Source organism: Pseudomonas sp. P5_109 (assembly GCF_034009455.1).
GTDB lineage: Bacteria > Pseudomonadota > Gammaproteobacteria > Pseudomonadales > Pseudomonadaceae > Aquipseudomonas.
This window is the reverse complement of sequence record NZ_CP125380.1, coordinates 1,913,235-1,934,633: the sequence shown is the minus strand read 5'-3', so window position 1 is coordinate 1,934,633 and position 21,399 is coordinate 1,913,235. Positions and strand designations below refer to the sequence as shown.

Sequence of the window (21,399 nt, the reverse complement as noted above, 5' to 3'; positions counted from 1 at the left end):
CATGACCCGCAGTAAATGGCTCGCTGCCCTGTGCCTGGTCCCGTTCGCGCTGTTCTTCATCGTGTTCGAAATCGCACCGCTGACCTGGGTGATGATCAACAGCCTGCAATCGGAAGAGTTCGGCTGGGGCCTGGCCAATTTCAGCAAGATCTTCAGCTCGAAGTTTTACCTGCAAGCGATCCAGTACAGCCTCGAGATCAGTTTCTGGTCCAGCGTGTTCGGCATCGTCATCGCGGTACTCGGCGCTTACTCCCTGCGTCAGGTCGATTCGAAGCTGCGCAACTTCGTCAACGCCTTCGCCAACATGACCAGCAACTTTTCCGGCGTGCCTTTGGCCTTTGCCTTCATCATTTTGCTGGGTTTCAACGGCAGCTTCACCATCATGCTCAAGCAGGCCGGGATCATTCAGGACTTCAACCTGTATTCGAAAACCGGGCTGATCATTCTCTACACCTACTTCCAGATTCCCCTCGGCGTGCTGCTGCTGTACCCGGCCTTCGATGCCTTGCGCGAAGACTGGCGCGAGTCCGCCGAGCTGCTCGGCGCCAATGGTTGGCAGTTCTGGCGGCACATCGGTCTGCCGGTACTGACCCCGGCGCTGCTCGGCACCTTCGTGATCCTGCTGGCCAACGCCCTCGGCGCCTACGCCACGGTGTACGCCCTGACCACCGGCAACTTCAACGTGCTGACGATCCGGATCGCAGCGATGGTCTCGGGCGACATTTCCCTGGACCCGAATCTGGCCAGTGCCCTGGCCGTGGTACTGGTGGCGTTGATGACGCTGGTGACCATCGTGCATCAACTGCTGTTGAAGAGGAGCTACCATGTCTCGCGCTGAACTGGGGCCCGCTGGCATCTACCATCGTGTGGTGGTTTACCTGCTGTTTGCCATAATGTTGCTGCCGCTGCTCGGCACCTTTATCTACTCGATTTCCAGCAGTTGGTCGGCAACCATTCTGCCCAGCGGTTTCAGTATCAAATGGTACGCGCAGCTGTGGAGCGATCCGCGCTTCCTGAGCGCTTTCGGCCAATCGCTGTTGGTGTGTGTCGGCGCATTGATCCTGGCGGTGGTGCTGATTCTGCCGCTGCTGTTCGTGGTGCATTACCACTTCCCGAAACTCGACGCGTTGATGAACATCCTGATCCTGCTGCCCTTCGCCGTGCCACCGGTGGTGTCGTCGGTGGGGCTGCTGCAGCTCTATGGTTCCGGACCGTTCGCCATGGTCGGTACGCCGTGGATCCTGATCGGTTGCTACTTCACCGTGGCGCTGCCGTTCATGTACCGGGCGATCACCAACAACCTGCAAGCGATCAACCTGCGCGACCTGATGGACGCCGCCCAGTTGCTCGGCGCCAGCACCTTTCAAGCCGCCTTCCTGGTGGTGCTGCCGAACCTGCGCAAGGGCCTGATGGTGGCATTGCTGCTGTCGTTCTCGTTCCTGTTCGGTGAGTTCGTGTTCGCCAACATCCTGGTCGGCACCCGCTACGAAACCCTGCAGGTCTACCTCAACAACATGCGCAACAGCAGCGGTCATTTCACCAGTGCGCTGGTGATTTCCTACTTCTTGTTTGTGCTGGTCCTGACCTGGGCTGCCAACATCTTGAACAAGGACAAAAGCCAATGAGCTTCGTCAGCGTCCAACACCTTAAAAAAGACTATGCGGGCACCACGGTGTTCACGGACATCAATTGCGAAATCCAGAAGGGTGAGTTCGTCACCCTGCTCGGCCCGTCCGGTTGCGGCAAATCGACCCTGCTGCGCTGCATCGCCGGCCTGACCTCGGTGGATGGCGGCAAGATCCTCCTCGACGGCCAGGACATCGTGCCCCTGAGCCCGCAGAAACGTCGAATCGGCATGGTGTTCCAGAGCTATGCCCTGTTCCCCAACATGAGCGTGGAACAGAACGTCGCCTTCGGCTTGCGCATGCAGAAAGTCAACGCCGACGACAGCCAGAAGCGTGTCGCCGAAGTGCTGAAACTGGTGGAGCTGCAAGACTTCGCCGCCCGTTATCCACATCAGCTGTCCGGTGGCCAATGCCAACGCGTCGCCCTCGCCCGCTCCCTGGTCACGCGGCCACGCCTGTTGCTGCTGGATGAACCGCTGTCGGCGCTGGACGCGCGGATCCGCAAGCATCTGCGCGAGCAGATCCGTCAGATCCAGCGCGAACTGGGCTTGACCACGATTTTCGTCACACACGATCAGGAAGAAGCCCTGACCATGTCTGACCGGATTTTCCTCATGAATCAGGGAAAAATCGTACAAAGCGGCGACGCCGAAACCCTCTACACTGCGCCGGTGGATGTGTTCGCTGCCGGGTTCATCGGCAACTACAACCTGCTGGACGCCGACAGCGCCTCGAAGCTGCTGCAGCGGCCCATCAGCAAGCGCATCGCCATTCGCCCCGAGGCCATCGAGCTGAGCCTCAACGGCGAACTGGACGCGCAGGTACGCAGCCACAGCCTGTTAGGCAACGTAATCCGCTACCGGGTCGAAGCCCGGGGCGTGGAATTGGTGGTGGATGTGCTGAACCGCTCGGCGGCCGACCTGCATCCCGATGGGCAGCGCCTGGCGCTTTCCATCGATCCGACGGCCCTGTGTGAGGTAGCCTGATGCCTTTGCTTATGCTGAAGAGAGAACTGCACTGATGGCCCTGGCAATTTTTGATCTGGACGAAACCCTGATCCACGGCGACTGCGCCACCCTTTGGAGCGAGCAGATGGGCCGCCTGGGCTGGGTCGACGCCGAGTCGTTCATGCGGCAGAACAATGAACTGATGGACGCCTACAGCCACGGCAAGCTGCGCATGGAGGACTACATGACCTTCAGCCTCGAGCCGATGATCGGCCGTACGCCAGAAGAGGTCGACCATCTGGTCGGACCGTGGGTGGAAGACCACATCGAGCCAATCATTTTCAGTGACGCCACCCAAACCATCGCGGCTCATCGCAAGGCTGGCGACCGGATTCTGGTGATCTCTGCCTCGGGCACCCATTTGGTCGGCCCCATCGCCGCGCGCCTGGGCATCGACGAAATTCTGGGCATCGAACTGGAAGTGGCGCACGGTGTTTACACCGGCCATACCGTCGGCACCCTGACCTACCGCGAAGGCAAGATCACCCGCTTGTTGGAGTGGCTGGATGCAGAGGAGGAAAACCTCGAAGGCGCGAGCTTCTATTCCGACTCACGCAACGATCTGCCGCTGTTGCTCAAGGTGGATTTCCCGCATGTGGTGAACCCGGATCCGGTGTTGCTTGAGCACGCCGAAAAGGCAGGCTGGCCGATCCATCTCTGGAAGTAATCGAAGTCCCCTGTGGGAGCGGGCTTGCTCGCGAAAGCGGTGTGTCATTCAACGATGTATTGACAGACACGACGCCTTCGCGAGCAAGCCCGCTCCCACAGGTGCCGTGTTGTCAGCTCAGACTCTCGTCAATCACCAACACCACCTTCCCCGCCACGGTATTGCTCGCCAGCTCGGCAAACGCGGCCTCCGCATCCTTGATCGGGAATGTCCTGGCCAGTTGCGGGCTCAAGCGCCCCTCGGCAAACAACGGCCACACGTGCTGGCTTAGATCACTGAACAGATCGGCCTTGAACTGATCATCACGGCTGCGCAGGGTCGAGCCCAGCAACTGCACGCGCTTGGCCAGTACCTGGGCCAGATCGAGCTTGGCCTCGCGGCCGCCCATCAGGCCGATCAGCACCCAGCGGCCATCCTGGGCCAGCAGCTTGAGGTTCAATGCCGAGTAATTGCCGCCCACCGGATCGAGAATCACGTCGAACGGCCCCAGGTCCCGCAAGCTTTCCAGATTACCGTCACGCACCACGCCGCCCTGGGCACCCAGCGCTTCGCAGTACGCCAGCCGCTCGGCGGAACCGACACTGACCCAGCACGGATTGCCGAAGGCCTTGCACAGCTGAATGGCCGCTGAACCGATTCCACTTGCTCCCGCGTGCAGCAGAACCTTCTGACCCGGCTTGAGCGCAGCCAGTTGAAACAAATTCAACCAGACTGTTGCATAAACTTCGGGCAATGCCGCCGCTTCGACCAGTGACACTCCGTCGGGAACCGGCAGCACATGCCGCCCGTCGACAACCACCTCTTCGGCCATCCCGCCCCCGGCCAGCAAGGCGCAAACCCGATCGCCAACCTGCCAGGAGGACCCGGCGCCGACCTCGCTGATCACCCCCGAGCACTCTAGACCGAGCACTTGGCTGGCCCCTGGTGGTGGCGGGTATAGACCGGCTTTCTGCAACAAATCGGCGCGATTGAGGCCCGATGCCGCCACTCGTATACGAACTTGTCCTACATCGCACGCAGGACTCGGTTCATCAACCCACACCACTTGACCGTCAACGCCTTGCAATGCTTTCACAGTGCCTCCATAGTGAGTCTGGACTGAGCCCGAAGCTATAGCGTCGGGCTTTTTGCATTATGCGACCGGTTCCCAAAGATCCGGCGACTTCAAAGACGGCCTAATATGCGTTATCAATTGTCCCCGCGTCGAATCAGCATGAAGCATCTGTTCCCCAGCACTGCCCTCGCCCTATTCATCGGTATCGGCTTGCTGCCGATGTCGAGCAATACATTCGCAGCCAATAGCTGGGACAAGCTTCAACCCGATCGTGACGAAGTGATCGCCAGCCTGAACGTCGTGGAGTTGCTCAAGCGCCACCACTACAGCAAGCCGCCACTCGATGACGCGCGCTCGGTGATCATCTACGACAGCTACCTCAAGCTGCTGGATCCGTCGCGCAGCTACTTCATGGCCAGCGACATTGCCGAATTCGACAAGTGGAAGACGCAGTTCGACGACTTCCTCAAGAGCGGCGACCTGAACGCCGGGTTCACCATCTACAAACGCTACCTGGATCGCGTCAAGGCGCGCCTGGACTTCGCCCTTGCCGAACTGAACAAAGGCGTCGACAAGATCGACTTCACCACCAAGGAAACCTTGCTGATCGACCGCAAGGACGCCCCTTGGCTCAAGTCCACTGCAGAACTCGACGACCTGTGGCGCAAACGCGTCAAGGATGAAGTGCTGCGGATGAAGATCGCCGGCAAAGAACCCAAGCAGATCCAGGAAACCCTGACCAAGCGCTACAAGAACCAGTTGGCGCGCCTGGACCAGACCCGCGCGGAAGACATCTTCCAGGCGTACATCAACACCTTCGCCATGTCCTACGACCCGCACACAAACTATCTGTCGCCGGATAACGCGGAGAACTTCGACATCAACATGAGCCTGTCCCTCGAGGGCATCGGTGCCGTGTTGCAGAGCGATAACGACCAGGTGAAAGTCGTGCGCCTGGTGCCGGCAGGTCCGGCGGACAAGACCAAGCAGGTTGCTCCGGCCGACAAGATCATCGGCGTTGCCCAGGGCAACAAAGAGATGGTCGACGTGGTGGGCTGGCGCCTGGACGAAGTGGTCAAGCTGATTCGTGGTCCGAAGGGCACCGTGGTGCGCCTGGAAGTCATCCCGGCCAGCAATGCGCCGAACGACCAGACCACCAAGATCGTGCCGATCACCCGTGAAGCGGTGAAGCTCGAAGACCAGGCCGTGAAGAAGTCGGTCTTGAACCTGAAGCAGGACGGCAAGGACTACAAACTCGGCGTCATCGAGATCCCGGCGTTCTATCTGGACTTCAAGGCCTTCCGTGCCGGCGACCCGGATTACAAGAGCACCACCCGCGACGTCAAGAAACTGCTGACTGAACTGCAGAAAGAGAAAGTCGACGGCGTGGTCATCGACCTGCGCAACAACGGCGGCGGCTCCTTGCAGGAAGCCACCGAGCTGACCAGCCTGTTCATCGACAAAGGCCCGACCGTGCTTGTGCGTAACGCCGATGGCCGGGTCGATGTCCTGGAAGATGAAAACCCGGGCGCGTTCTACAAAGGCCCGATGGCGTTGCTGGTCAACCGCTTGTCCGCCTCGGCTTCGGAGATTTTTGCCGGCGCCATGCAGGACTACCACCGCGCACTGATCATTGGCGGCCAGACCTTCGGCAAAGGCACCGTGCAGACCATTCAGCCGCTCAACCATGGCGAACTGAAACTGACCCTGGCCAAGTTCTACCGGGTTTCCGGGCAGAGCACCCAGCATCAGGGCGTCCTGCCGGACATCGACTACCCGTCGATCATCGACACCAAGGAAATCGGTGAAAGCGCCCTGCCGGAAGCCATGCCGTGGGACACCATCAAGGCGGCAATCAAGCCTGCGGTGGATCCGTTCAAGCCGTACATCTCGCAGCTCAAGTCCGAGCATGACCTGCGCACGGCCAAGGATGCGGAGTTCGTGTTCATCCGCGACAAGCTGGCCCTGGCGCAGAAACTGATGGCCGAGAAAACCGTCAGCCTCAACGAAGCCGAACGTCGCGCACAACACGCCGACATCGAAGCCAAGCAGCTGACAATGGAAAACATCCGTCGCAAGGCCAAGGGCGAAGAACCGCTCAAAGAGCTGAAGAAAGAAGACGAGGACGCCATTGCCGCCGAGGATGACAAGACCAAACCGGAAGACGATGCCTACCTGAGCGAAACCGGACGGATTCTGCTGGACTACCTGAAACTCAACACGGCCGTGGCCAAGCACTGAGTTTTCACACGCAACTGATGGCAATTTAATACTGACGCTCCCCGGAGCGTCATCAAACAGTCATCATTCTGTCGTGAAATAAAGGACCGGGCGTGCTCTTTTACCAAGGGCACGCCCGGTCCTTTTTTTATCGCCAGAGATCGCCATGACCACAACCGAACAGCTGAGTGCCTTGAGCTCAATCCTGACTCAAAGCGGTTTACACAGCCTGTTCCAACCCATCATCAGTCTCTCTGAACGGCGAATTCTCGGCTACGAAGCCCTCAGCCGTGGCCCCTCCAACAGCCCACTGCACTCCCCTGTCGCCCTGTTCGCCGTCGCCCGCCAGGCCGGACGCCTGAGCGAGCTGGAAATTGCCTGCCGCGAAAGCGCTTGCCGACGCTTCAAGGAGCAACAACTGCCTGGGCTGTTGTTCCTTAACGTATCTCCGGAATCCCTGCTCGAAGCGGCGCATCAACCGGGGCGCACCCTGCAATTGCTGCAAGACTTCGGCATTGCGCCGAGTCAGGTCGTCATCGAACTCACGGAACAAACGCCGACGGATGATTTCCAACTGCTGCAAACCGCCCTGCATCACTATCGGGCGATGGGGTTTTCGATTGCGCTGGACGATCTGGGCGCGGGCTATTCGAGTTTGCGCTTGTGGTCGGAACTGCGGCCGGACTATGTGAAAATCGACCGGCATTTCATTGATGGCATTCATCAGGATGCGCTCAAGCGCGAGTTCGTCGGCTCGATCCTGCAAATCGCCAAGGCATCGCGGGCACAAGTCATCGCCGAAGGCATCGAGCTAGCCGAAGAACTCACGGTGCTGACCGATATGGGCGTGGACCTGGTGCAGGGCTACCTGCTTTGCCGCCCCCACGAACACCCGCCACGGGATGCCCGGGCATTGATGCCCCGACACGACAGCACCGCCGTTGTACTGAGCGAAGACGGCAGCGACCTCAGCGCCCTGCTCAACGAGCAACCCGCAGTGAACCGGGACACCCCGACCGCCACGGTGCTCGAGGCCTTTCGCCGCCAGGCCAACCTGAATTCGCTGGCGGTCCTGGATGGACAGGGTCAGCCCTGCGGCATTGTCCATCGGCACTCGCTCTCCGACGCCCTGCTCAAGCCCTTTGCCACCGACCTGTTCGCCCGCAAGCCCATCAGCCGCTTGATGAACGATGACTTCCTCGCCGTCGAGCTGAGCCAGTCGCTGCAACAGGTCAGCCGCCTGATCACCAGCCGTGCCCGCCAGCGCATCGAAGAAGATTTCATCATCACCCTCAATGGCGGCTACCTCGGGCTGGGCCGGGTGATAGACGTGCTCAAACTGATAACCGAACTGAAGATACAGCAGGCCCGCTACGCCAACCCGCTCACCTTGCTGCCAGGCAACGTACCCATTCAGCAATGCCTGACGCGGCTGCTGCAACAGCAACGGGAATCGGTGATCTGCTACGTCGACATCGATAGCTTCAAACCCTTCAACGACATCTACGGCTACGGCCGCGGCGACGAAGTCCTGTTGTGCCTGGCGCAATGCCTGAACGACCGCGTCGACCCGGCCCGCGACTTCGTCGGCCATATCGGCGGTGATGATTTCCTGCTGGTACTCGGCCCGGAAGATTGGCGCAAACGTTTGAACCAGTTGCTCGACGACTTCCAGAGCCAGTGTCGACGCTTCTACCGCAGCGAGCACCTGGAAGCCGGCTACTTCATCGCACCGAACCGCCAGGGTGTACGGCAGGAGTTTGCACTGTTGTCGCTGTCGATCGGCGTGGTGCATTTGCATCCACAGGCCTGTGGACAACTCGATGCGAGCCAGTTGGCCGAGATGGCCTCACAGGCCAAGCACCATGCGAAGAGTGTGCAAGGGTATAGCGTGCATGTGATTGATAGCCTGGTGGTGCCGGAGCCCGAAGCGGTTTGGCTGACAGGGCAGCGTTGATTGACAGGACGCCATCGCAGGCAATCACGACCAGGCACAAATCCCGGGAGCATCCAATAAACCTGTGGGAGCGGGCTTGCTCGCGAAGAGGCCGGCACAGCCAACATTTACTTCGCCTGACACACCGCCATCACTGGCAAGCCAGCTCCTACAGGGATTCAAGAGGCCTGGTCCGCAACCGTCGCCCAATCACGTCGAGCATCTCACAACCATCACCCTGCAGCCTTGGGGTTACAGGTCAGGCTCGCGAGACATCAGCTCTTGCAACTTGATCGGTGCCAACGGATGCCCGGCCTTCGCTGCGATCCCCCAGAATCGCGCCGCTTCAACCGGATCCGGTGCCTTGCTCGCCGTCCCTGCCAGGCTGATCACGCCCACTTGATACGCCGCCTTGCCATCGCCTGCCAAGGCCGCCAGGCGCAACAAACGCACGCCCTCCTCACGAGCACCAAGGCCGACGCCGCGAAACGTCAGGATGTGCCCATAGAAGCTCTGGGCGCCGACATCGCCCAGGTTGGCCATGCGCGCGAACTGGCCTTCGAGCCAGTGCCAGCCACGTGGCTGACGGACAAACCACGACCAGTGAAACAGCCGGCGCGCGAGCCAGTAGCCGGCCCGCGCCTTGAGTTGTAAAAACACTCAGGCCTCGGCCGATTCCGGGTATTCGTATTCGAACACCCGCACCACTTCCGAGGCGTGCCAGGACGCGGCGGCGACGCCATCCGAAGGCCCCGAGAAACGCCCCAGGCGCTCGACACACTCAAAGAATCCGGTGCGCGGCAAACGGCTGGCGCCCTGGCTGATCACCAATGAACTGCGCAATGGCTGCTCCGCCTTGGCATCCAGTGCGGCCAGATGCTCAAGGGCCGCCGTCAGGGTCAGCATGGCCGGGGTCGGCAACTGCAAACGCTCCAGCAATGCCCGATACGTCAACAGATGGCGCTGGCGGCGCGCCTGATCCAGTTCGCCCAACAATCCGTCCCAATGTTGACGACTGATGCGTACGCTCACGATTCTTCCCTCCACCCAGGCACCGTCAATTCCCACGCCAGGCTGCGGCGAATCGCGGCGTCGGGCAGACGCTCGCCACTTTCGATCATGGCCAGGTAAGACGGGCTGATGCCTACCGTGCGGGCCAGCGCCTCGATGGCGATGCCCTTCCCTTCGCGCAAACTGCGTAGTTGATCCAGACCAGGAAGAATCGCGTCTGGTGTTGCGGCTTGAAGCTTCGTGGCCTGCGGCGACGCTTGCTCCTTGATGCCTGCTGCTTTGAGTAACGCCTGATACTGAGCCCATGGCAGAACCGCGTATTCGGGCTCGCCTTCGCGTGTAATTATCTGAATATCCATGACTACCCCGTAGGACAACAACACTTAGCGAGTCGGCACTTTTCCCTAGAAGTGTAATCCTAACAGCGGCCAAGGTCGCGGGGGGCATCTATCTGTGAACAGGTCGAAATCGACTCAGTGTTTTTTCGGGCCTTGAAGTTGAAGTTGCTCGGGGCTATCAGGCAGACGCTCGACCACCGCGAGCTTCTCCGGTACTTGCCGTTTTCGCCAGGCGCGGAAGGCATTGAGTTCGTCGTCTAGCACTTTCATCAGCCACGCCAGTACCGCGATGTCATCGAACATGCCGAAAACCGGAATGAAATCCGGGATCGCATCCACCGGGCTGAGGAAATACATCAGGCCCGCGACAACCGAAATCAGCGCCTTGGGGCTGATGGCTCGATACTCACCACGCCAGTACGCCAGGCAAAGTGCCTGCAACAGCTTCAAGTCATCCTTGATCTTGCCCAGTCGATAGCCCTGGCTCGCGCCTTTGCTGGCGACCGCGAACAACAGGGTCGGCAATCGACCGCGTGCCAGCAGGCGTCCGGCCAGTGGCAGGAAACGAGCGAAATTCCAGGGTACTTTCATCAATTCCTCCCGTTGAAATGTTATCCACACAAATTGTGGATAACCTTGTGAACAGAGCTGCTTTTCACCGCTGAAAGCCCCGTTTTACAAGGCCTGCGTTCAGATCGGGCGTTTTTTACTCATCAAAAAAAACCCATAATTTCATTGACTTGGCGGCCTTGTGCGTCTACCGCCGAGGCTACTATGGCTAAGACTGCGGGCCAGAGCGTCTGTTCGTTTTGTTTACCCGTACCGCACGCCAGATGCAACAACGCCCCGCATGAGCGAGGCGTTGTTATCGAAGCAGGCGCTGATTACTTGGCAGCGGCGTCTTCTTTTGCCGGATCCTTGATGGCCAGCAGTTCCAGGTCGAATACCAGCACCGAGTTGGCTGGAATCGCCGGGCTCGGGCTTTGAGCGCCGTAAGCCAGGTCAGCAGGGATGTACAGCTTGTACTTCTCGCCAACGTGCATCAGTTGCAGGCCTTCGACCCAACCCGGGATCACACCGCTGACCGGCAGATCGATCGGGCTACCGCGCTCGACGGAGCTGTCGAATACGGTGCCATTGGTGAGCTTGCCGGTGTAGTGAACGGTCACTACGTCAGACGGCTTTGGCTGAGGGCCATCGGCCTTCTGTACAACTTCGTACTGCAAGCCCGAAGCGGTGGTAGTCACGCCGGCTTTCTTGGCGTTTTCCTCGAGGAACTTCTTGCCGGCAGCGGCCGACTCTTCGCTCATCTTGGCCATGCGCTCTTCGGCACGCTTTTGCAGTGCGGCGAACGCTTCAACCAACTCTTCGTCCTTGAGCTTCTGTTCTTTCTTGCCGACGGCGTCTTCGATGCCCTGGGCTACAGCTTTGGAATCCAGGTCATCCATGCCTTCTTGAGCCAGGCTCTTGCCCATGTTCAGGCCAATGCCGTAGGAAGCTTTTTGCGCCGGAGTTTTCAGCTCTACGCTGGTCTGCGAATCACAACCCGCGAGTACCAGGCTAACCAGGGCCACCGCCGCCGCCAACCGATGCTGTTTCATGCTATTTCCTTGTTCATGCGCCTAAAGGGCAATCGAGTAAAGCCGCGAGCTTATCAGGCCGCCACGACCAATGGCTACCGGCATGAGAGCCGGAATCAATTGATAAGTTCAGGTGTTTAAACGCATTTCACAATTCGGCTGATGAAGCTTCTTTCATCTTGTTCCGATGCAGACTGATTCCTGAACCTACAATATCTGGCGTAATGGCCTCTTGCCGCACCTCGGGCACTCGGGCATAACGGAATGATAATTCGACAAGGATGTTTATCTTGCGCCTCTTCATTCGCTTGCTGGTTCTCATCGCAGTACTGCTCGGGCTGGTCATGGCCGTGGTGCTTTACTACGTCGCCAACCCGAAATTGCCGGTCTGGGCGCCGGCACAACAGGTGCATTACCTGGAGCAATGGAGCGCGGCCGACCGCGAAACCTACTACTTCACCCCTCAGGGCACTCAAGTCAAAGGCTTGCGTTACGACTGGTTCACCGCCCTTGAACTGCCCTTCTCGCAGCAACGCTTCGCCGCCCCCGAATACCTCGCCCGCTTCGGTTTTCTGGTGGACCCTGGCCAGAAACCGACAGCGAACAACCCCGGCAACCTTCCGGTCGGCTTCACCCGGCATCAGAATGCGGGAAGCCCGGATATGTTTCTGGATATCACCTGCGCGGCCTGCCACACCGGCGAACTTCGCTTCAAGGGCCAGGCCGTGCGCATCGACGGCGGCTCGGCGCAGCATGTCCTGCCGTCCAGTGTTCCTACACTCAAAGGGGGCAGTTTCGGACAAGCGCTGGTAGCCAGCCTGGCCTCGACCTACTACAACCCGTGGAAGTTCGAACGTTTCGCACGCAATGTGCTGGGCAAGGACTACGACGCCCGTCACCAACAGCTACGCAAAGAACTCAAGTCTTCACTGGATACGTTCATCAAGGTGGCCTGGAACGACACCCATCGCGGGCTTTATCCGACCGAGGAAGGCCCGGGGCGCACAGATGCCTTCGGGCGCATTGCCAACGCCAGCTTCGGTGACGCGATCTCCCCCGACAACTACCGCGTGGCCAATGCCCCGGTCGATTATCCGCAGCTGTGGGACATGTGGACGTTCGAATGGGTGCAGTGGAATGGCTCGGCGAAACAACCGATGGCGCGCAACATCGGCGAGGCCCTTGGTGTCGGTGCCACGCTGAACTTCTTCGACAAGAACGGCCAGCCGCTGATGGGCGATGCCCGTTACCCCTCCAGCGTCCGTGTGCGCGACCTGCACCTGATCGAAGAAACCCTGCAACGCCTCGCGCCTCCGGCCTGGCCGGAAGATCTGTTGGGCGCGGTCGACAAGACGCTGGCAGCAAAGGGTCGCGTCTTGTTCGCGGAAAACTGCGCGGGATGTCATGTACCGCGCACCACCCAGGGCGAGGGGCGGTATGTCCAGCACTTGAAAATGATTCCGGTGGAATACATTGGCACCGACCCCGGCGCGGCCAACAACATCGCCGACCACCGCTTCGACCTGACAGCGCTGCAATGGAAGCAGGCGGAACTGGAAAAACTTGATGTAGAACCAAAACCAACCGAACCACTGGACCTGAGCAAAATGTCCGTGGCCAAGGGGCTGGCCTATGTCACCGCCTATGTCCAGGACCGCGCCTATCAAGACGCCAAGGTCACCCCTGCCGAGCGTCCGCAAATGGACGGTTTCGGCCTGCCAATCGGTGTGCGTGAGTTACGGGCATACAAGGCCAGGCCATTGGCGGGTGTATGGGCGACGGCACCGTTTCTGCACAACGGTTCGGTTCCGAGCATCTATCAATTGCTGTCGCCTCAGGATGAGCGTGCGACCACATTCTACAAAGGCACTTTCGAATACGACCCGGGACACCTGGGTTATCGCACCGAAGCCTTCGACAATGCCTTTGTGTTCGACACGCGAATCACCGGCAACCACAACAGCGGTCATGAATTCCGTGCCGGCAAACTCGGCGATGGCGTGATCGGCCGCTGGTTGCAGCCGCAAGAACGCTGGGCACTGCTGGAATACCTGAAAGTGCTGGGCGGCCCGCTGGAAGCGCAATTGCCATGATCACAGACCCAGTCAAAAGGACTCTCCCATGCTGATTACACTCTGGCTACGACTGGGCGCCTTCCTCGGCACGTTATTGCTGTGGTTACTCGGTCTCGGCGTGCTTGGCTGGGCATTGGCCACCGCCTGGTTTGCCTGGCAGCAGCGCGGACCGGTCTCGGCACAGGAGCTGATTCCCGACGGTGAAGCCGCGATGACCCAGGACATCATCCAGACCGCCGTGCGCATCGTCGATCAGCACCGCGAAAGCACCCGCTACCTGCGCGATGCCCACGCCAAGGCCCACGGCTGCGTGAAGGCCGAGGTTCAGGTGCTGCCGGAACTCGCCAGCGAACTGCGCCAGGGGGTGTTCAGCGAGCCGGGCAAAACCTGGCAAGCGACGATGCGCCTGTCCAATGGCAATGCCTACCCGCAGTTCGACAGCATTCGAGACGCCCGGGGCATGGCGATCAAACTGTTCGATGTGCCGGGCAAGCAGTTGTTGAGTGATCAACAGGCGCGAGGCGAACAGGACTTTGTGATGTTCAGCCATCCGAACTTCTTTGTAAGCAATGTCGCCGAGTACCGTCAGAACGTCGCCGCTCAAGCCGACGGTAAAAAGATGATGGCCTTCTTCCCCAGCTGGGATCCGCGCGCCTGGCAGGTTCGCCACTTGTTTATCGCCCTGGCGACACTGTCCCCTGCCCCGCCAAGCCCAACCCGGACGACCTACTTTTCGGTTTCGCCCTACAAATTCGGTGCAGCCAATGCGAAGTTCCGGGTCGCCCCTGACCCGGACAGTTGCCCGGCCTACAACCTGCCGGAACAAAATCGCAAGTTGCCGAACTTTCTGCGCAATGCGCTGAACCAGCAGCTTTCGACCGATCGGGTGCCCGCGTGCTTCGTCTTGCAAATCCAGCGACAGGACGTCAACAAGTACATGCCGATTGAAGACACCAGTATTGAGTGGCGCGAAAGCGATGCGCCCTTCGAGACGGTGGCGCGAATCAAGATTGCGGCGCAGGACTTCGATACACCGGCGCTGAACCTGCAATGCGACAACCAGTCGTTCAATCCCTGGTTCGGCATTGAGGCGCACCGCCCCATCGGCGGGATCAATCGCCTGCGCAAAGCCGTGTACGAAGCCGTCAGCGACTACCGTCACAGCCGCAATGCCGGACTGTAGGAGCGAGCCTGCTCGCGAAAAACCATAGGCGCCGCTGGGTATCTGAAGTCACGCGTTATCGTTCACGACCTGCGCGAGCCAGCTCGCTCCTGCAGAGAGCGGGGAAAGCCAAATCCCAGACAGCAAAAAGCCCGCACTAGGCGGGCTTTCTGTGGAATCTGACGTTCAGTGTTCCAGATTCCGAATATGGCGCAGCGGACGGGACTCGAACCCGCGACCCCCGGCGTGACAGGCCGGTATTCTAACCGACTGAACTACCGCTGCGCGAAACGCTTGAAACGAATGGTGGGTGATGACGGGATCGAACCGCCGACATTCTGCTTGTAAGGCAGACGCTCTCCCAGCTGAGCTAATCACCCTTCGCTTCGTTACGGGACGCATTATGCCACAAGTTTTCGTAAAGTGTTGATTTAATTGAAGTTTTTTCAAATAAATCCGAAAACCGGTAAAACGACACATCCCGCGGGTACAACCGTACAAACTTTGAGGCAGAAAAAAACCCGCGTTTGCGGGTTCTTCCGTGGTGACCTGGCGTTCAGTGATCCAGGTTACCGAATATGGCGCAGCGGACGGGACTCGAACCCGCGACCCCCGGCGTGACAGGCCGGTATTCTAACCGACTGAACTACCGCTGCGCTAAACACTTGAAACGAATGGTGGGTGATGACGGGATCGAACCGCCGACATTCTGCTTGTAAGGCAGACGCTCTCCCAGCTGAGCTAATCACCCTTCGCTTCGGTGTGGCGCGCATTCTACGGAGCGACCTAACCTCTGGCAAGCACTTTTTAAAATAATTTTCTCAGCCCTTCCAAAGGCTTAGAGAAAGGTTGGCCTATGGCACGGCGAAGACAATAATGCCCCCCTTTGTATAAAGGAGAGACTCACCCCATGTGGTTCAAAAACCTGCTTATCTATCGCCTGACCCAAGATCTGCCTGTTGATGCCGAGGCGTTGGAAACTGCACTGGCCACCAAACTGGCGCGCCCATGTGCAAGCCAGGAGTTGACCACCTACGGTTTCGTCGCGCCGTTCGGCAAAGGCGAAGATGCGCCACTGGTACACGTCAGCGGTGACTTCCTGCTGGTGTCCGCCCGCAAGGAAGAACGCATTCTGCCGGGCAGCGTCGTACGTGACGCGGTCAAGGAAAAGGTCGAAGAGATCGAAGCCGAGCAAATGCGCAAGGTCTATAAGAAGGAACGCGATCAGATCAAGGATGAAATCATCCAGGCCTTCCTGCCCCGCGCCTTTATCCGCCGCTCGTCGACCTTCGCCGCCATCGCGCCGAAACAGGGCCTGATCCTGGTCAACTCGGCCAGCCCGAAACGCGCCGAAGACCTGCTGTCGACCTTGCGCGAAGTGATCGGCACCCTGCCGGTGCGTCCACTGACCGTGAAGATGTCCCCGACCGCGACCATGACCGAGTGGGTCACCACCCAGAAAGCCGCGGACGATTTCTTTGTGCTGGACGAGTGCGAACTGCGCGACACCCACGAAGACGGCGGCATCGTGCGTTGCAAGCGCCAGGACCTGACCAGCGAAGAAATCCAGCTGCACCTGAGCACCGGCAAGGTGGTCACGCAACTGTCCCTGGCCTGGCAGGACAAACTGTCGTTCGTCCTCGACGACAAGATGGTGGTCAAGCGCCTGAAGTTCGAAGACCTGCTGCAGGACCAGGCGGAACAGGACGGCGGCGAAGAAGCCCTGGGCCAACTGGACGCCAGCTTCACCCTGATGATGCTGACCTTCGGCGACTTCCTGCCGGCGCTGGTTGAAGCGCTGGGTGGCGAAGAGACGCCGCAGGGGATTTAAAAGCGTGTGATCTCAAACTGTGGGAGCGGGCTTGCTCGCGAAGGCGGAGTGTCAGTCGACATATGAACTGACTGATACTCCGCCTTCGCGAGCAAGCCCGCTCCCACATTTGGTTTTGTGGTGCTACTTAATAAAAAGGATCAAGCCATGCGCGCACTGGCTGCATTGAGTCGTTTTGTCGGCAACACCTTCGCCTACTGGGTACTGATTTTCGCTGTCGTGGCGTTTCTGCAGCCGGCATGGTTCCTCGGCCTCAAAGGCGCCATCGTGCCCCTGCTGGGGCTGGTGATGTTCGGTATGGGCCTGACCCTCAAACTCGAAGACTTCGCCGAAGTCGCTCGCCATCCATGGCGCGTGGCCCTGGGCGTGGTTGCACATTTCGTGATCATGCCGGGCGTGGCGTGGTTGCTCTGCCAGGCATTTCACTTGCCGCCGGAAATTGCCGTCGGCGTGATTCTGGTCGGTTGCTGCCCAAGCGGCACCTCGTCGAACGTGATGACCTGGCTGGCCCGCGGCGACCTGGCGCTGTCGGTGGCCATCGCCGCCGTCACCACCCTCCTCGCCCCGCTGCTGACGCCGGCGCTGATCTGGCTGCTGGCCTCGGCCTGGTTGCCGGTGTCGTTCATGGAGCTGTTCTGGTCGATCCTGCAAGTGGTGCTGTTGCCGATCGTGCTGGGCGTGGTTGCCCAACGGGTGCTCGGCGACAAGGTTCGCCACGCCGTGGACGTGTTGCCGCTGGTCTCGGTAGTGAGCATCGTGATCATCGTCACCGCCGTGGTTGCCGCCAGCCAGGCGAAGATTGCCGAATCCGGCCTGTTGATCATGGCCGTGGTCATGCTGCACAACAGCTTCGGCTACCTGCTGGGGTACTTCACCGGGCGCCTGTTCAAGCTCCCTTTGGCCCAGCGCAAGTCCCTGGCCCTGGAAGTTGGCATGCAGAACTCCGGATTGGGCGCGGCCCTGGCCAGCGCGCACTTCTCGCCACTGGCGGCGGTGCCCAGCGCGCTGTTCAGCGTCTGGCACAACATTTCCGGGGCATTGCTTTCGACGTATTTCCGTCGCATGAGCGAGAAACAGGATCGGGAAATGGCGGCCCAGCAAGTCAGCGACTGATTCGAAACTTGATCCCCAGGTTAATGCTGGGCACTATATTGCGCATCGCGAGGACGACCTCGCGGCTCGATCGAGTCATTAATCAGGGGACGACCCCGTCAGACGATGGAGGTCTTCATGTCCTGGATCATTCTGTTTTTCGCCGGCCTGTTCGAAGTGGGCTGGGCCGTCGGCCTCAAGTACACCGACGGCTTCACCCGCCCGCTCCCCACTGTCTTGACCGTTGCGGCCATGGCGATCAGCCTTGGCCTGCTCGGCCTTGCCATGAAGGAATTGCCGCTGGGTACGGCCTATGCGATCTGGACCGGTGTCGGCGCCGTTGGCACGGTGATCGCCGGGATCATTCTGTTCGGCGAGTCCATGGCGCTGGTGCGGTTGGCGAGTGTGGCGTTGATCATTTTCGGGCTCGTTGGCCTGAAGGTCAGCGCTTAGGCCGCTGACGCCATCGCTGGCAAGCCAGCTCCTACAGGTTTCGTGCACTCCCACACATGTGGAGTACACCATCAATTCCTGTGGGAGCGGGCTTGCTCGCGAAGAGGCCAGCACAGCCTCCGGCTATCTGACTGCCCCGCGCAACTCCCCCACCAACGCCTGCAACTTCGCCGGCTCCGCCACCTCAACCGCCACCGCCGGCCCCGCCACCAGGGTCACCCGCGACCACAACCGGCGAAACAGCCCCTTGCCCGGATCGCGACTGAAGAAACTCCCCCACAACCCTTGCAAGGCCAGCGGGATCACCGGCACCGGCGTCTCTTCGAGAATCCGCGTCAAGCCGCCCTTGAACTCATTCATCTCGCCATCGGCGGTCAACTTACCCTCGGGGAAGATGCACACCAGCTCACCCTCCTTCAGATACCGGGCAATGCGTGTGAAGGCCTTTTCGTAGATCTGGATATCTTCATGACGCCCCGCGATAGGAATCGTCCCCGCGGTACGGAAGATGAAGTTCAGCACCGGCAGATTGTAGATCTTGTAATACATCACAAAGCGAATCGGCCTACGCACCGCGCCGCCAATCAGCAAGGCGTCGACGAACGATACGTGGTTGCACACCAGCAGCGCCGCGCCTTCATCGGGGATCAGATCCAGGTTGCGGTGCTCGACGCGGTACATGGAATGGCTGAGCAGCCAGATCATGAAACGCATGGTGAACTCGGGGACGATCTTGAAGATGTAGGCGTTGACGCCGATGTTCAGCAACGACACCACCAGGAACAGCTGCGGGATCGACAGCTTGGCCACGCTCAGCAAGACGATCGAGACAATCGCCGATACCACCATGAACAACGCGTTGAGGATGTTGTTGGCGGCAATCACCCGCGCCCGTTCGTTCTCCGCGGTTCGTGACTGGATCAGCGCGTACAGCGGCACGATGTAGAAACCGCCGAAGACGCCCAGGCCGAGGATGTCGAACAACACCAGCCAGGTATGGCCGAAACCGAGAATCTCAATCCAGCCATGGCCGGCGGCGCTGTCCGGAATACCGCCGGAATGCCACCACAGCAGCAGGCCGAAAACGGTCAGGCCAAACGAGCCGAACGGCACCAGGCCAATCTCGACCTTGCGTCCGGAGAGCTTCTCGCAAAGCATCGAACCCAACGCGATGCCGACCGAGAACACCGTCAGAATCAGCGTCACCACGGTTTCGTCGCCGTGCATCCATTCCTTGGCATAGGCCGGGATCTGCGTCAGGTAAATCGCCCCGACAAACCAGAACCACGAGTTGCCGACAATCGAGCGCGACACCGCCGGCGTTTGCCCCAGGCCCAGTTTCAACGTGGCCCAGGACTGGCTGAAGATGTTCCAGTTCAGGCGCATTTGCGGCGTGGCGGCCGCTGCGCGAGGAATGCTGCGGCTGGCCAGGTAGCCGAGTACGGCAATGCCGATGATTGCCGTGGACACCACCGGCGCGTAATGCGCCGAAGACATCATGACCCCGGCGCCAATGGTGCCGGCGAGGATCGCCAGGAACGTGCCCATTTCCACCAGGCCGTTGCCGCCCACCAGCTCATCTTCATGCAGCGCTTGCGGCATGATCGAGTACTTCACCGGCCCCAACAGCGCCGAATGGGTGCCCATGGCGAACAGCGCCACCAGCATCAACGAGAGGTGATCGAACATGAAGCCGACGGCGCCGATCGCCATGATGGCGATTTCCCCCAGCTTGATCAGGCGGATCAACGCGTCCTTGGCGAACTTTTCCCCGAATTGCCCGGCCAGCGCCGAGAACAGGAAAAACGGCAGGATGAACAGCAGCGCGCACAGGTTGACCCAGATCGAGCGGTCACCTTCGATGCTCAGCTTGTACAGAATGGCGAGGATCAACGACTGCTTGAATACGTTGTCGTTGAACGCCCCGAGGGACTGGGTGATGAAGAACGGCAGGAAGCGCCGGGTGCGCAGCAAGGTGAACTGTGAGGGGTGACTCATCTTCCATGTTTCCCTGAATGAGGTAACGAGTGGCCGGGATTCCTTTATTGGAATATCAAAAATCGATCCAGGCCACACATTACCCAATCTTTGCCGGTTATTTCTTCAATCCGGCAATGCACGGCGAGACAAACAGCTCACCACGCCAGGCGCCCAGCACCGTGCGCTTGCCGACGATCAGCCACATCGCGGCCAGCAACGCCACCAGCACGCAGCCAAACACGCTGAAAAACGTCAGGTTCAAGGTACTGGCCAGTTTCAACGTCGCCAGGGAATAGACGCCCAACGGGAAGGTGAAGCCCCACCAGCCGAGGTTGAAGGGAATGCCGGCACGCAGGTAGCGCCCGGTGATCAGCAGCGCCATCAGCATCCACCACAGGCCGAAGCCCCACAGGGTGATGCCGGCCACCAGGCCCAATCCCGCAGCGATCTCACCGACTCCCGGCATACCGTTGGCCGCGAAAATGAGTGGTGCATCGCCGCCGAGCACCAGCATGCCCAATGCACCTGTGCCGATCGGGCCAAGAGCCAGCCAGCTTGAGGCGGCCATGTTTTCGTGGGGCAGCTTATGCAGGGCCATGCGCAACAAGAGAATGGTCAGGATGCTGAAAGCCACCGGCAGGGAAAAGGCCCAGAGCACGTAGCTGGTCACCAGCACCACCAGTTGCGAGTGGGCGTCGGCCAGGTGCGGCGCCAGCAAACCACCGCTGGCTGCCGCGACTTCTGCCGCGACCACCGGCAACAGCCAGACGGCGGTCATCTGGTCGATGCTGTGCTCCTGACGGGTGAACATCATGTAGGGAATCAGCACGCCGCAGGCCAGCGACATGGCCACATCCAGCCACCACAACATCTCGGCGATGTGGATCATACCGTCGCCCCAGCGCGGCAGACCGAACACCAGGAAGCCGTTGATGATGGTCGCCAGGCCCATGGGGATGGTGCCGAAAAACATCGAGACCGTGGAGTGGCCGAAGATCCGTCGTGCCTCGTCGAAAAACAGCAGCCAACGCGCCGCGTACAGCGCCGTAAACAGCAGAAACAGGGCGATGTTGAACAGCCAAAGGGCTTCGGCGAACGCGTGCAACGCGGGCATGGCGACCGGCAATTGTGCCAGCGCCAACGCCAGCACGCCGGTGCCCATGGTGGCCGCGAACCAGTTGGGGGTGAACTGGCGGATCACCTCGCGGGGATGCTGCAAGTGACTGAAAGGTTTGATTCCGGGCTTGATGCTATTGGCGCATGTCATGGCGAACTCCTGTCCTCTCGTGAGGTGGAGCCCATGTTAGATCCGAATCGAATATCTATATAACGGGTAATATCTCTATATCTTATCGATATAACCTATAT

General features: G+C 59.9%; 19 protein-coding genes and 4 tRNA genes. 11 read left to right on the top strand and 12 right to left on the bottom strand.

Translation table 11 applies throughout. The features are described from left to right. The first annotated feature begins 1 nt into the window (after nt 1). The 4 genes from QMK54_RS08700 to QMK54_RS08685 are packed head-to-tail and all read left to right on the top strand — an operon-like array spanning nt 2 to nt 3,299. Complete coding sequence (locus QMK54_RS08700; RefSeq protein ID WP_320402358.1) at nt 2-838, top strand: ABC transporter permease subunit; 837 nt, start codon at nt 2-4, stop codon at nt 836-838. Next, a complete protein-coding gene (locus QMK54_RS08695) occupies nt 825-1,625 on the top strand; it encodes an ABC transporter permease (protein ID WP_160390138.1) in 801 nt (266 codons plus the stop codon). Before QMK54_RS08700 ends, QMK54_RS08695 begins: the two co-directional genes overlap by 14 nt. Continuing rightward, nucleotides 1,622-2,611 carry an ABC transporter ATP-binding protein gene (locus tag QMK54_RS08690; protein ID WP_320402357.1) on the top strand — a complete coding sequence of 330 codons (990 nt, stop codon included), beginning with the start codon at nt 1,622-1,624 and terminating at the stop codon, nt 2,609-2,611. The genes QMK54_RS08695 and QMK54_RS08690 overlap by 4 nt, the downstream gene beginning before the upstream one ends. Before the next feature lie 34 nt (nt 2,612-2,645). After that, complete coding sequence (locus tag QMK54_RS08685) at nt 2,646-3,299, top strand: HAD family hydrolase (protein WP_320402356.1); 654 nt, start codon at nt 2,646-2,648, stop codon at nt 3,297-3,299. A 112-nt stretch (nt 3,300-3,411) separates the two neighbouring features. On the opposite strand, the gene QMK54_RS08680 is transcribed toward QMK54_RS08685, so the two are convergent. After that, nucleotides 3,412-4,374, bottom strand: coding sequence for a zinc-binding dehydrogenase (locus tag QMK54_RS08680; protein WP_110659349.1), 963 nt, complete (start codon nt 4,372-4,374; stop codon nt 3,412-3,414). A 138-nt stretch (nt 4,375-4,512) separates the two neighbouring features. Between QMK54_RS08680 and QMK54_RS08675 the strand changes: the two genes are divergently transcribed. Both QMK54_RS08675 and QMK54_RS08670 read left to right on the top strand, forming a co-directional pair. Continuing rightward, on the top strand, nt 4,513-6,594 hold the full coding sequence (locus tag QMK54_RS08675; RefSeq protein ID WP_181432027.1) for a carboxy terminal-processing peptidase: 2,082 nt from the start codon (nt 4,513-4,515) through the stop codon (nt 6,592-6,594). Nucleotides 6,595-6,739: 145 nt separating this feature from the next. Continuing rightward, on the top strand, nt 6,740-8,530 hold the full coding sequence (locus QMK54_RS08670; RefSeq protein ID WP_320402355.1) for a bifunctional diguanylate cyclase/phosphodiesterase: 1,791 nt from the start codon (nt 6,740-6,742) through the stop codon (nt 8,528-8,530). 231 nt (nt 8,531-8,761) lie between these two features. On the opposite strand, the gene QMK54_RS08665 is transcribed toward QMK54_RS08670, so the two are convergent. From QMK54_RS08665 to QMK54_RS08645, 5 genes are all read right to left on the bottom strand, one after another. Continuing rightward, nucleotides 8,762-9,169: a sel1 repeat family protein gene (locus QMK54_RS08665; protein WP_110659345.1), complete on the bottom strand. Its 408-nt coding sequence runs from the start codon at nt 9,167-9,169 to the stop codon at nt 8,762-8,764. Further along, nucleotides 9,170-9,541 carry a hypothetical protein gene (locus tag QMK54_RS08660; RefSeq protein ID WP_046049139.1) on the bottom strand — a complete coding sequence of 124 codons (372 nt, stop codon included), beginning with the start codon at nt 9,539-9,541 and terminating at the stop codon, nt 9,170-9,172. Continuing rightward, a complete protein-coding gene (locus QMK54_RS08655; RefSeq protein ID WP_110659356.1) occupies nt 9,538-9,879 on the bottom strand; it encodes a helix-turn-helix domain-containing protein in 342 nt (113 codons plus the stop codon). The genes QMK54_RS08660 and QMK54_RS08655 overlap by 4 nt, the downstream gene beginning before the upstream one ends. 114 nt (nt 9,880-9,993) lie before the next feature. Beyond that, a complete protein-coding gene (locus tag QMK54_RS08650) occupies nt 9,994-10,449 on the bottom strand; it encodes a YkvA family protein (RefSeq protein ID WP_320402354.1) in 456 nt (151 codons plus the stop codon). Nucleotides 10,450-10,742: 293 nt separating this feature from the next. Then, nucleotides 10,743-11,459, bottom strand: coding sequence for an FKBP-type peptidyl-prolyl cis-trans isomerase (locus QMK54_RS08645; RefSeq protein WP_103394837.1), 717 nt, complete (start codon nt 11,457-11,459; stop codon nt 10,743-10,745). 269 nt (nt 11,460-11,728) lie between these two features. On the opposite strand from QMK54_RS08645, the gene QMK54_RS08640 reads away from it, so the two are divergent. Both QMK54_RS08640 and QMK54_RS08635 read left to right on the top strand, forming a co-directional pair. Next, nucleotides 11,729-13,531, top strand: coding sequence for a di-heme-cytochrome C peroxidase (locus QMK54_RS08640; RefSeq protein WP_320402353.1), 1,803 nt, complete (start codon nt 11,729-11,731; stop codon nt 13,529-13,531). 28 nt (nt 13,532-13,559) lie between these two features. Beyond that, nucleotides 13,560-14,696 (top strand): catalase family protein, encoded by a 1,137-nt coding sequence (locus QMK54_RS08635; protein ID WP_320402352.1) that lies wholly within the window; start codon nt 13,560-13,562, stop codon nt 14,694-14,696. 187 nt (nt 14,697-14,883) lie between these two features. Here the strand turns inward: QMK54_RS08635 and QMK54_RS08630 are convergent. From QMK54_RS08630 to QMK54_RS08615, 4 genes are all read right to left on the bottom strand, one after another. Beyond that, nucleotides 14,884-14,960 (bottom strand) — tRNA-Asp (locus QMK54_RS08630). Between the two features lie 19 nt (nt 14,961-14,979). Beyond that, nucleotides 14,980-15,055 (bottom strand) — tRNA-Val (locus tag QMK54_RS08625). Between the two features lie 199 nt (nt 15,056-15,254). Next, nucleotides 15,255-15,331, bottom strand: a tRNA-Asp gene (locus QMK54_RS08620). 19 nt (nt 15,332-15,350) lie between these two features. Continuing rightward, nucleotides 15,351-15,426, bottom strand: a tRNA-Val gene (locus tag QMK54_RS08615). A gap of 159 nt (nt 15,427-15,585) precedes the next feature. On the opposite strand from QMK54_RS08615, the gene rdgC reads away from it, so the two are divergent. The 3 genes from rdgC (at nt 15,586) to sugE (ending at nt 18,051) form a co-directional block, all read left to right on the top strand. Next, entirely contained in the window at nt 15,586-16,506 is a 921-nt protein-coding gene (gene rdgC / locus QMK54_RS08610) for a recombination-associated protein RdgC (RefSeq protein ID WP_110662726.1), read from the top strand. A 147-nt stretch (nt 16,507-16,653) separates the two neighbouring features. After that, nucleotides 16,654-17,619, top strand: coding sequence for a bile acid:sodium symporter family protein (locus tag QMK54_RS08605; protein WP_007977600.1), 966 nt, complete (start codon nt 16,654-16,656; stop codon nt 17,617-17,619). Between the two features lie 117 nt (nt 17,620-17,736). Then, nucleotides 17,737-18,051, top strand: a complete 315-nt coding sequence (gene sugE / locus QMK54_RS08600; protein ID WP_110660101.1) for a quaternary ammonium compound efflux SMR transporter SugE — start codon at nt 17,737-17,739, stop codon at nt 18,049-18,051. Between the two features lie 123 nt (nt 18,052-18,174). Here the strand turns inward: sugE and QMK54_RS08595 are convergent, their stop codons facing one another. Together QMK54_RS08595 and QMK54_RS08590 are read right to left on the bottom strand one after the other, a co-directional pair. Then, entirely contained in the window at nt 18,175-20,049 is a 1,875-nt protein-coding gene (locus tag QMK54_RS08595; protein WP_320402351.1) for an MFS transporter, read from the bottom strand. Between the two features lie 97 nt (nt 20,050-20,146). After that, the gene (locus QMK54_RS08590) at nt 20,147-21,298 is read right to left on the bottom strand and encodes a TDT family transporter (RefSeq protein WP_320402350.1); all 1,152 of its coding nucleotides are present in this window, start codon (nt 21,296-21,298) and stop codon (nt 20,147-20,149) included. Nucleotides 21,299-21,399: the final 101 nt, after the last annotated feature.

Excerpts from the sequence above, each read along its gene's own strand:
- QMK54_RS08690 (WP_320402357.1), top strand. The coding sequence starts at position 1,622 with ATGAGCTTCGTCAGCGTCCAACACCTTAAAAAAGACTATGCGGGCACC.
- QMK54_RS08605 (WP_007977600.1), top strand. The coding sequence starts at position 16,654 with ATGCGCGCACTGGCTGCATTGAGTCGTTTTGTCGGCAACACCTTCGCC.
- QMK54_RS08655 (WP_110659356.1), bottom strand. The coding sequence starts at position 9,879 with ATGGATATTCAGATAATTACACGCGAAGGCGAGCCCGAATACGCGGTT.
- QMK54_RS08635 (WP_320402352.1), top strand. The coding sequence starts at position 13,560 with ATGCTGATTACACTCTGGCTACGACTGGGCGCCTTCCTCGGCACGTTA.
- QMK54_RS08675 (WP_181432027.1), top strand. The coding sequence starts at position 4,513 with ATGAAGCATCTGTTCCCCAGCACTGCCCTCGCCCTATTCATCGGTATC.
- QMK54_RS08670 (WP_320402355.1), top strand. The coding sequence starts at position 6,740 with ATGACCACAACCGAACAGCTGAGTGCCTTGAGCTCAATCCTGACTCAA.
- sugE (WP_110660101.1), top strand. The coding sequence starts at position 17,737 with ATGTCCTGGATCATTCTGTTTTTCGCCGGCCTGTTCGAAGTGGGCTGG.
- QMK54_RS08590 (WP_320402350.1), bottom strand. The coding sequence starts at position 21,298 with ATGACATGCGCCAATAGCATCAAGCCCGGAATCAAACCTTTCAGTCAC.
- QMK54_RS08645 (WP_103394837.1), bottom strand. The coding sequence starts at position 11,459 with ATGAAACAGCATCGGTTGGCGGCGGCGGTGGCCCTGGTTAGCCTGGTA.
- rdgC (WP_110662726.1), top strand. The coding sequence starts at position 15,586 with ATGTGGTTCAAAAACCTGCTTATCTATCGCCTGACCCAAGATCTGCCT.
- QMK54_RS08595 (WP_320402351.1), bottom strand. The coding sequence starts at position 20,049 with ATGAGTCACCCCTCACAGTTCACCTTGCTGCGCACCCGGCGCTTCCTG.
- QMK54_RS08650 (WP_320402354.1), bottom strand. The coding sequence starts at position 10,449 with ATGAAAGTACCCTGGAATTTCGCTCGTTTCCTGCCACTGGCCGGACGC.
- QMK54_RS08695 (WP_160390138.1), top strand. The coding sequence starts at position 825 with ATGTCTCGCGCTGAACTGGGGCCCGCTGGCATCTACCATCGTGTGGTG.
- QMK54_RS08685 (WP_320402356.1), top strand. The coding sequence starts at position 2,646 with ATGGCCCTGGCAATTTTTGATCTGGACGAAACCCTGATCCACGGCGAC.
- QMK54_RS08700 (WP_320402358.1), top strand. The coding sequence starts at position 2 with ATGACCCGCAGTAAATGGCTCGCTGCCCTGTGCCTGGTCCCGTTCGCG.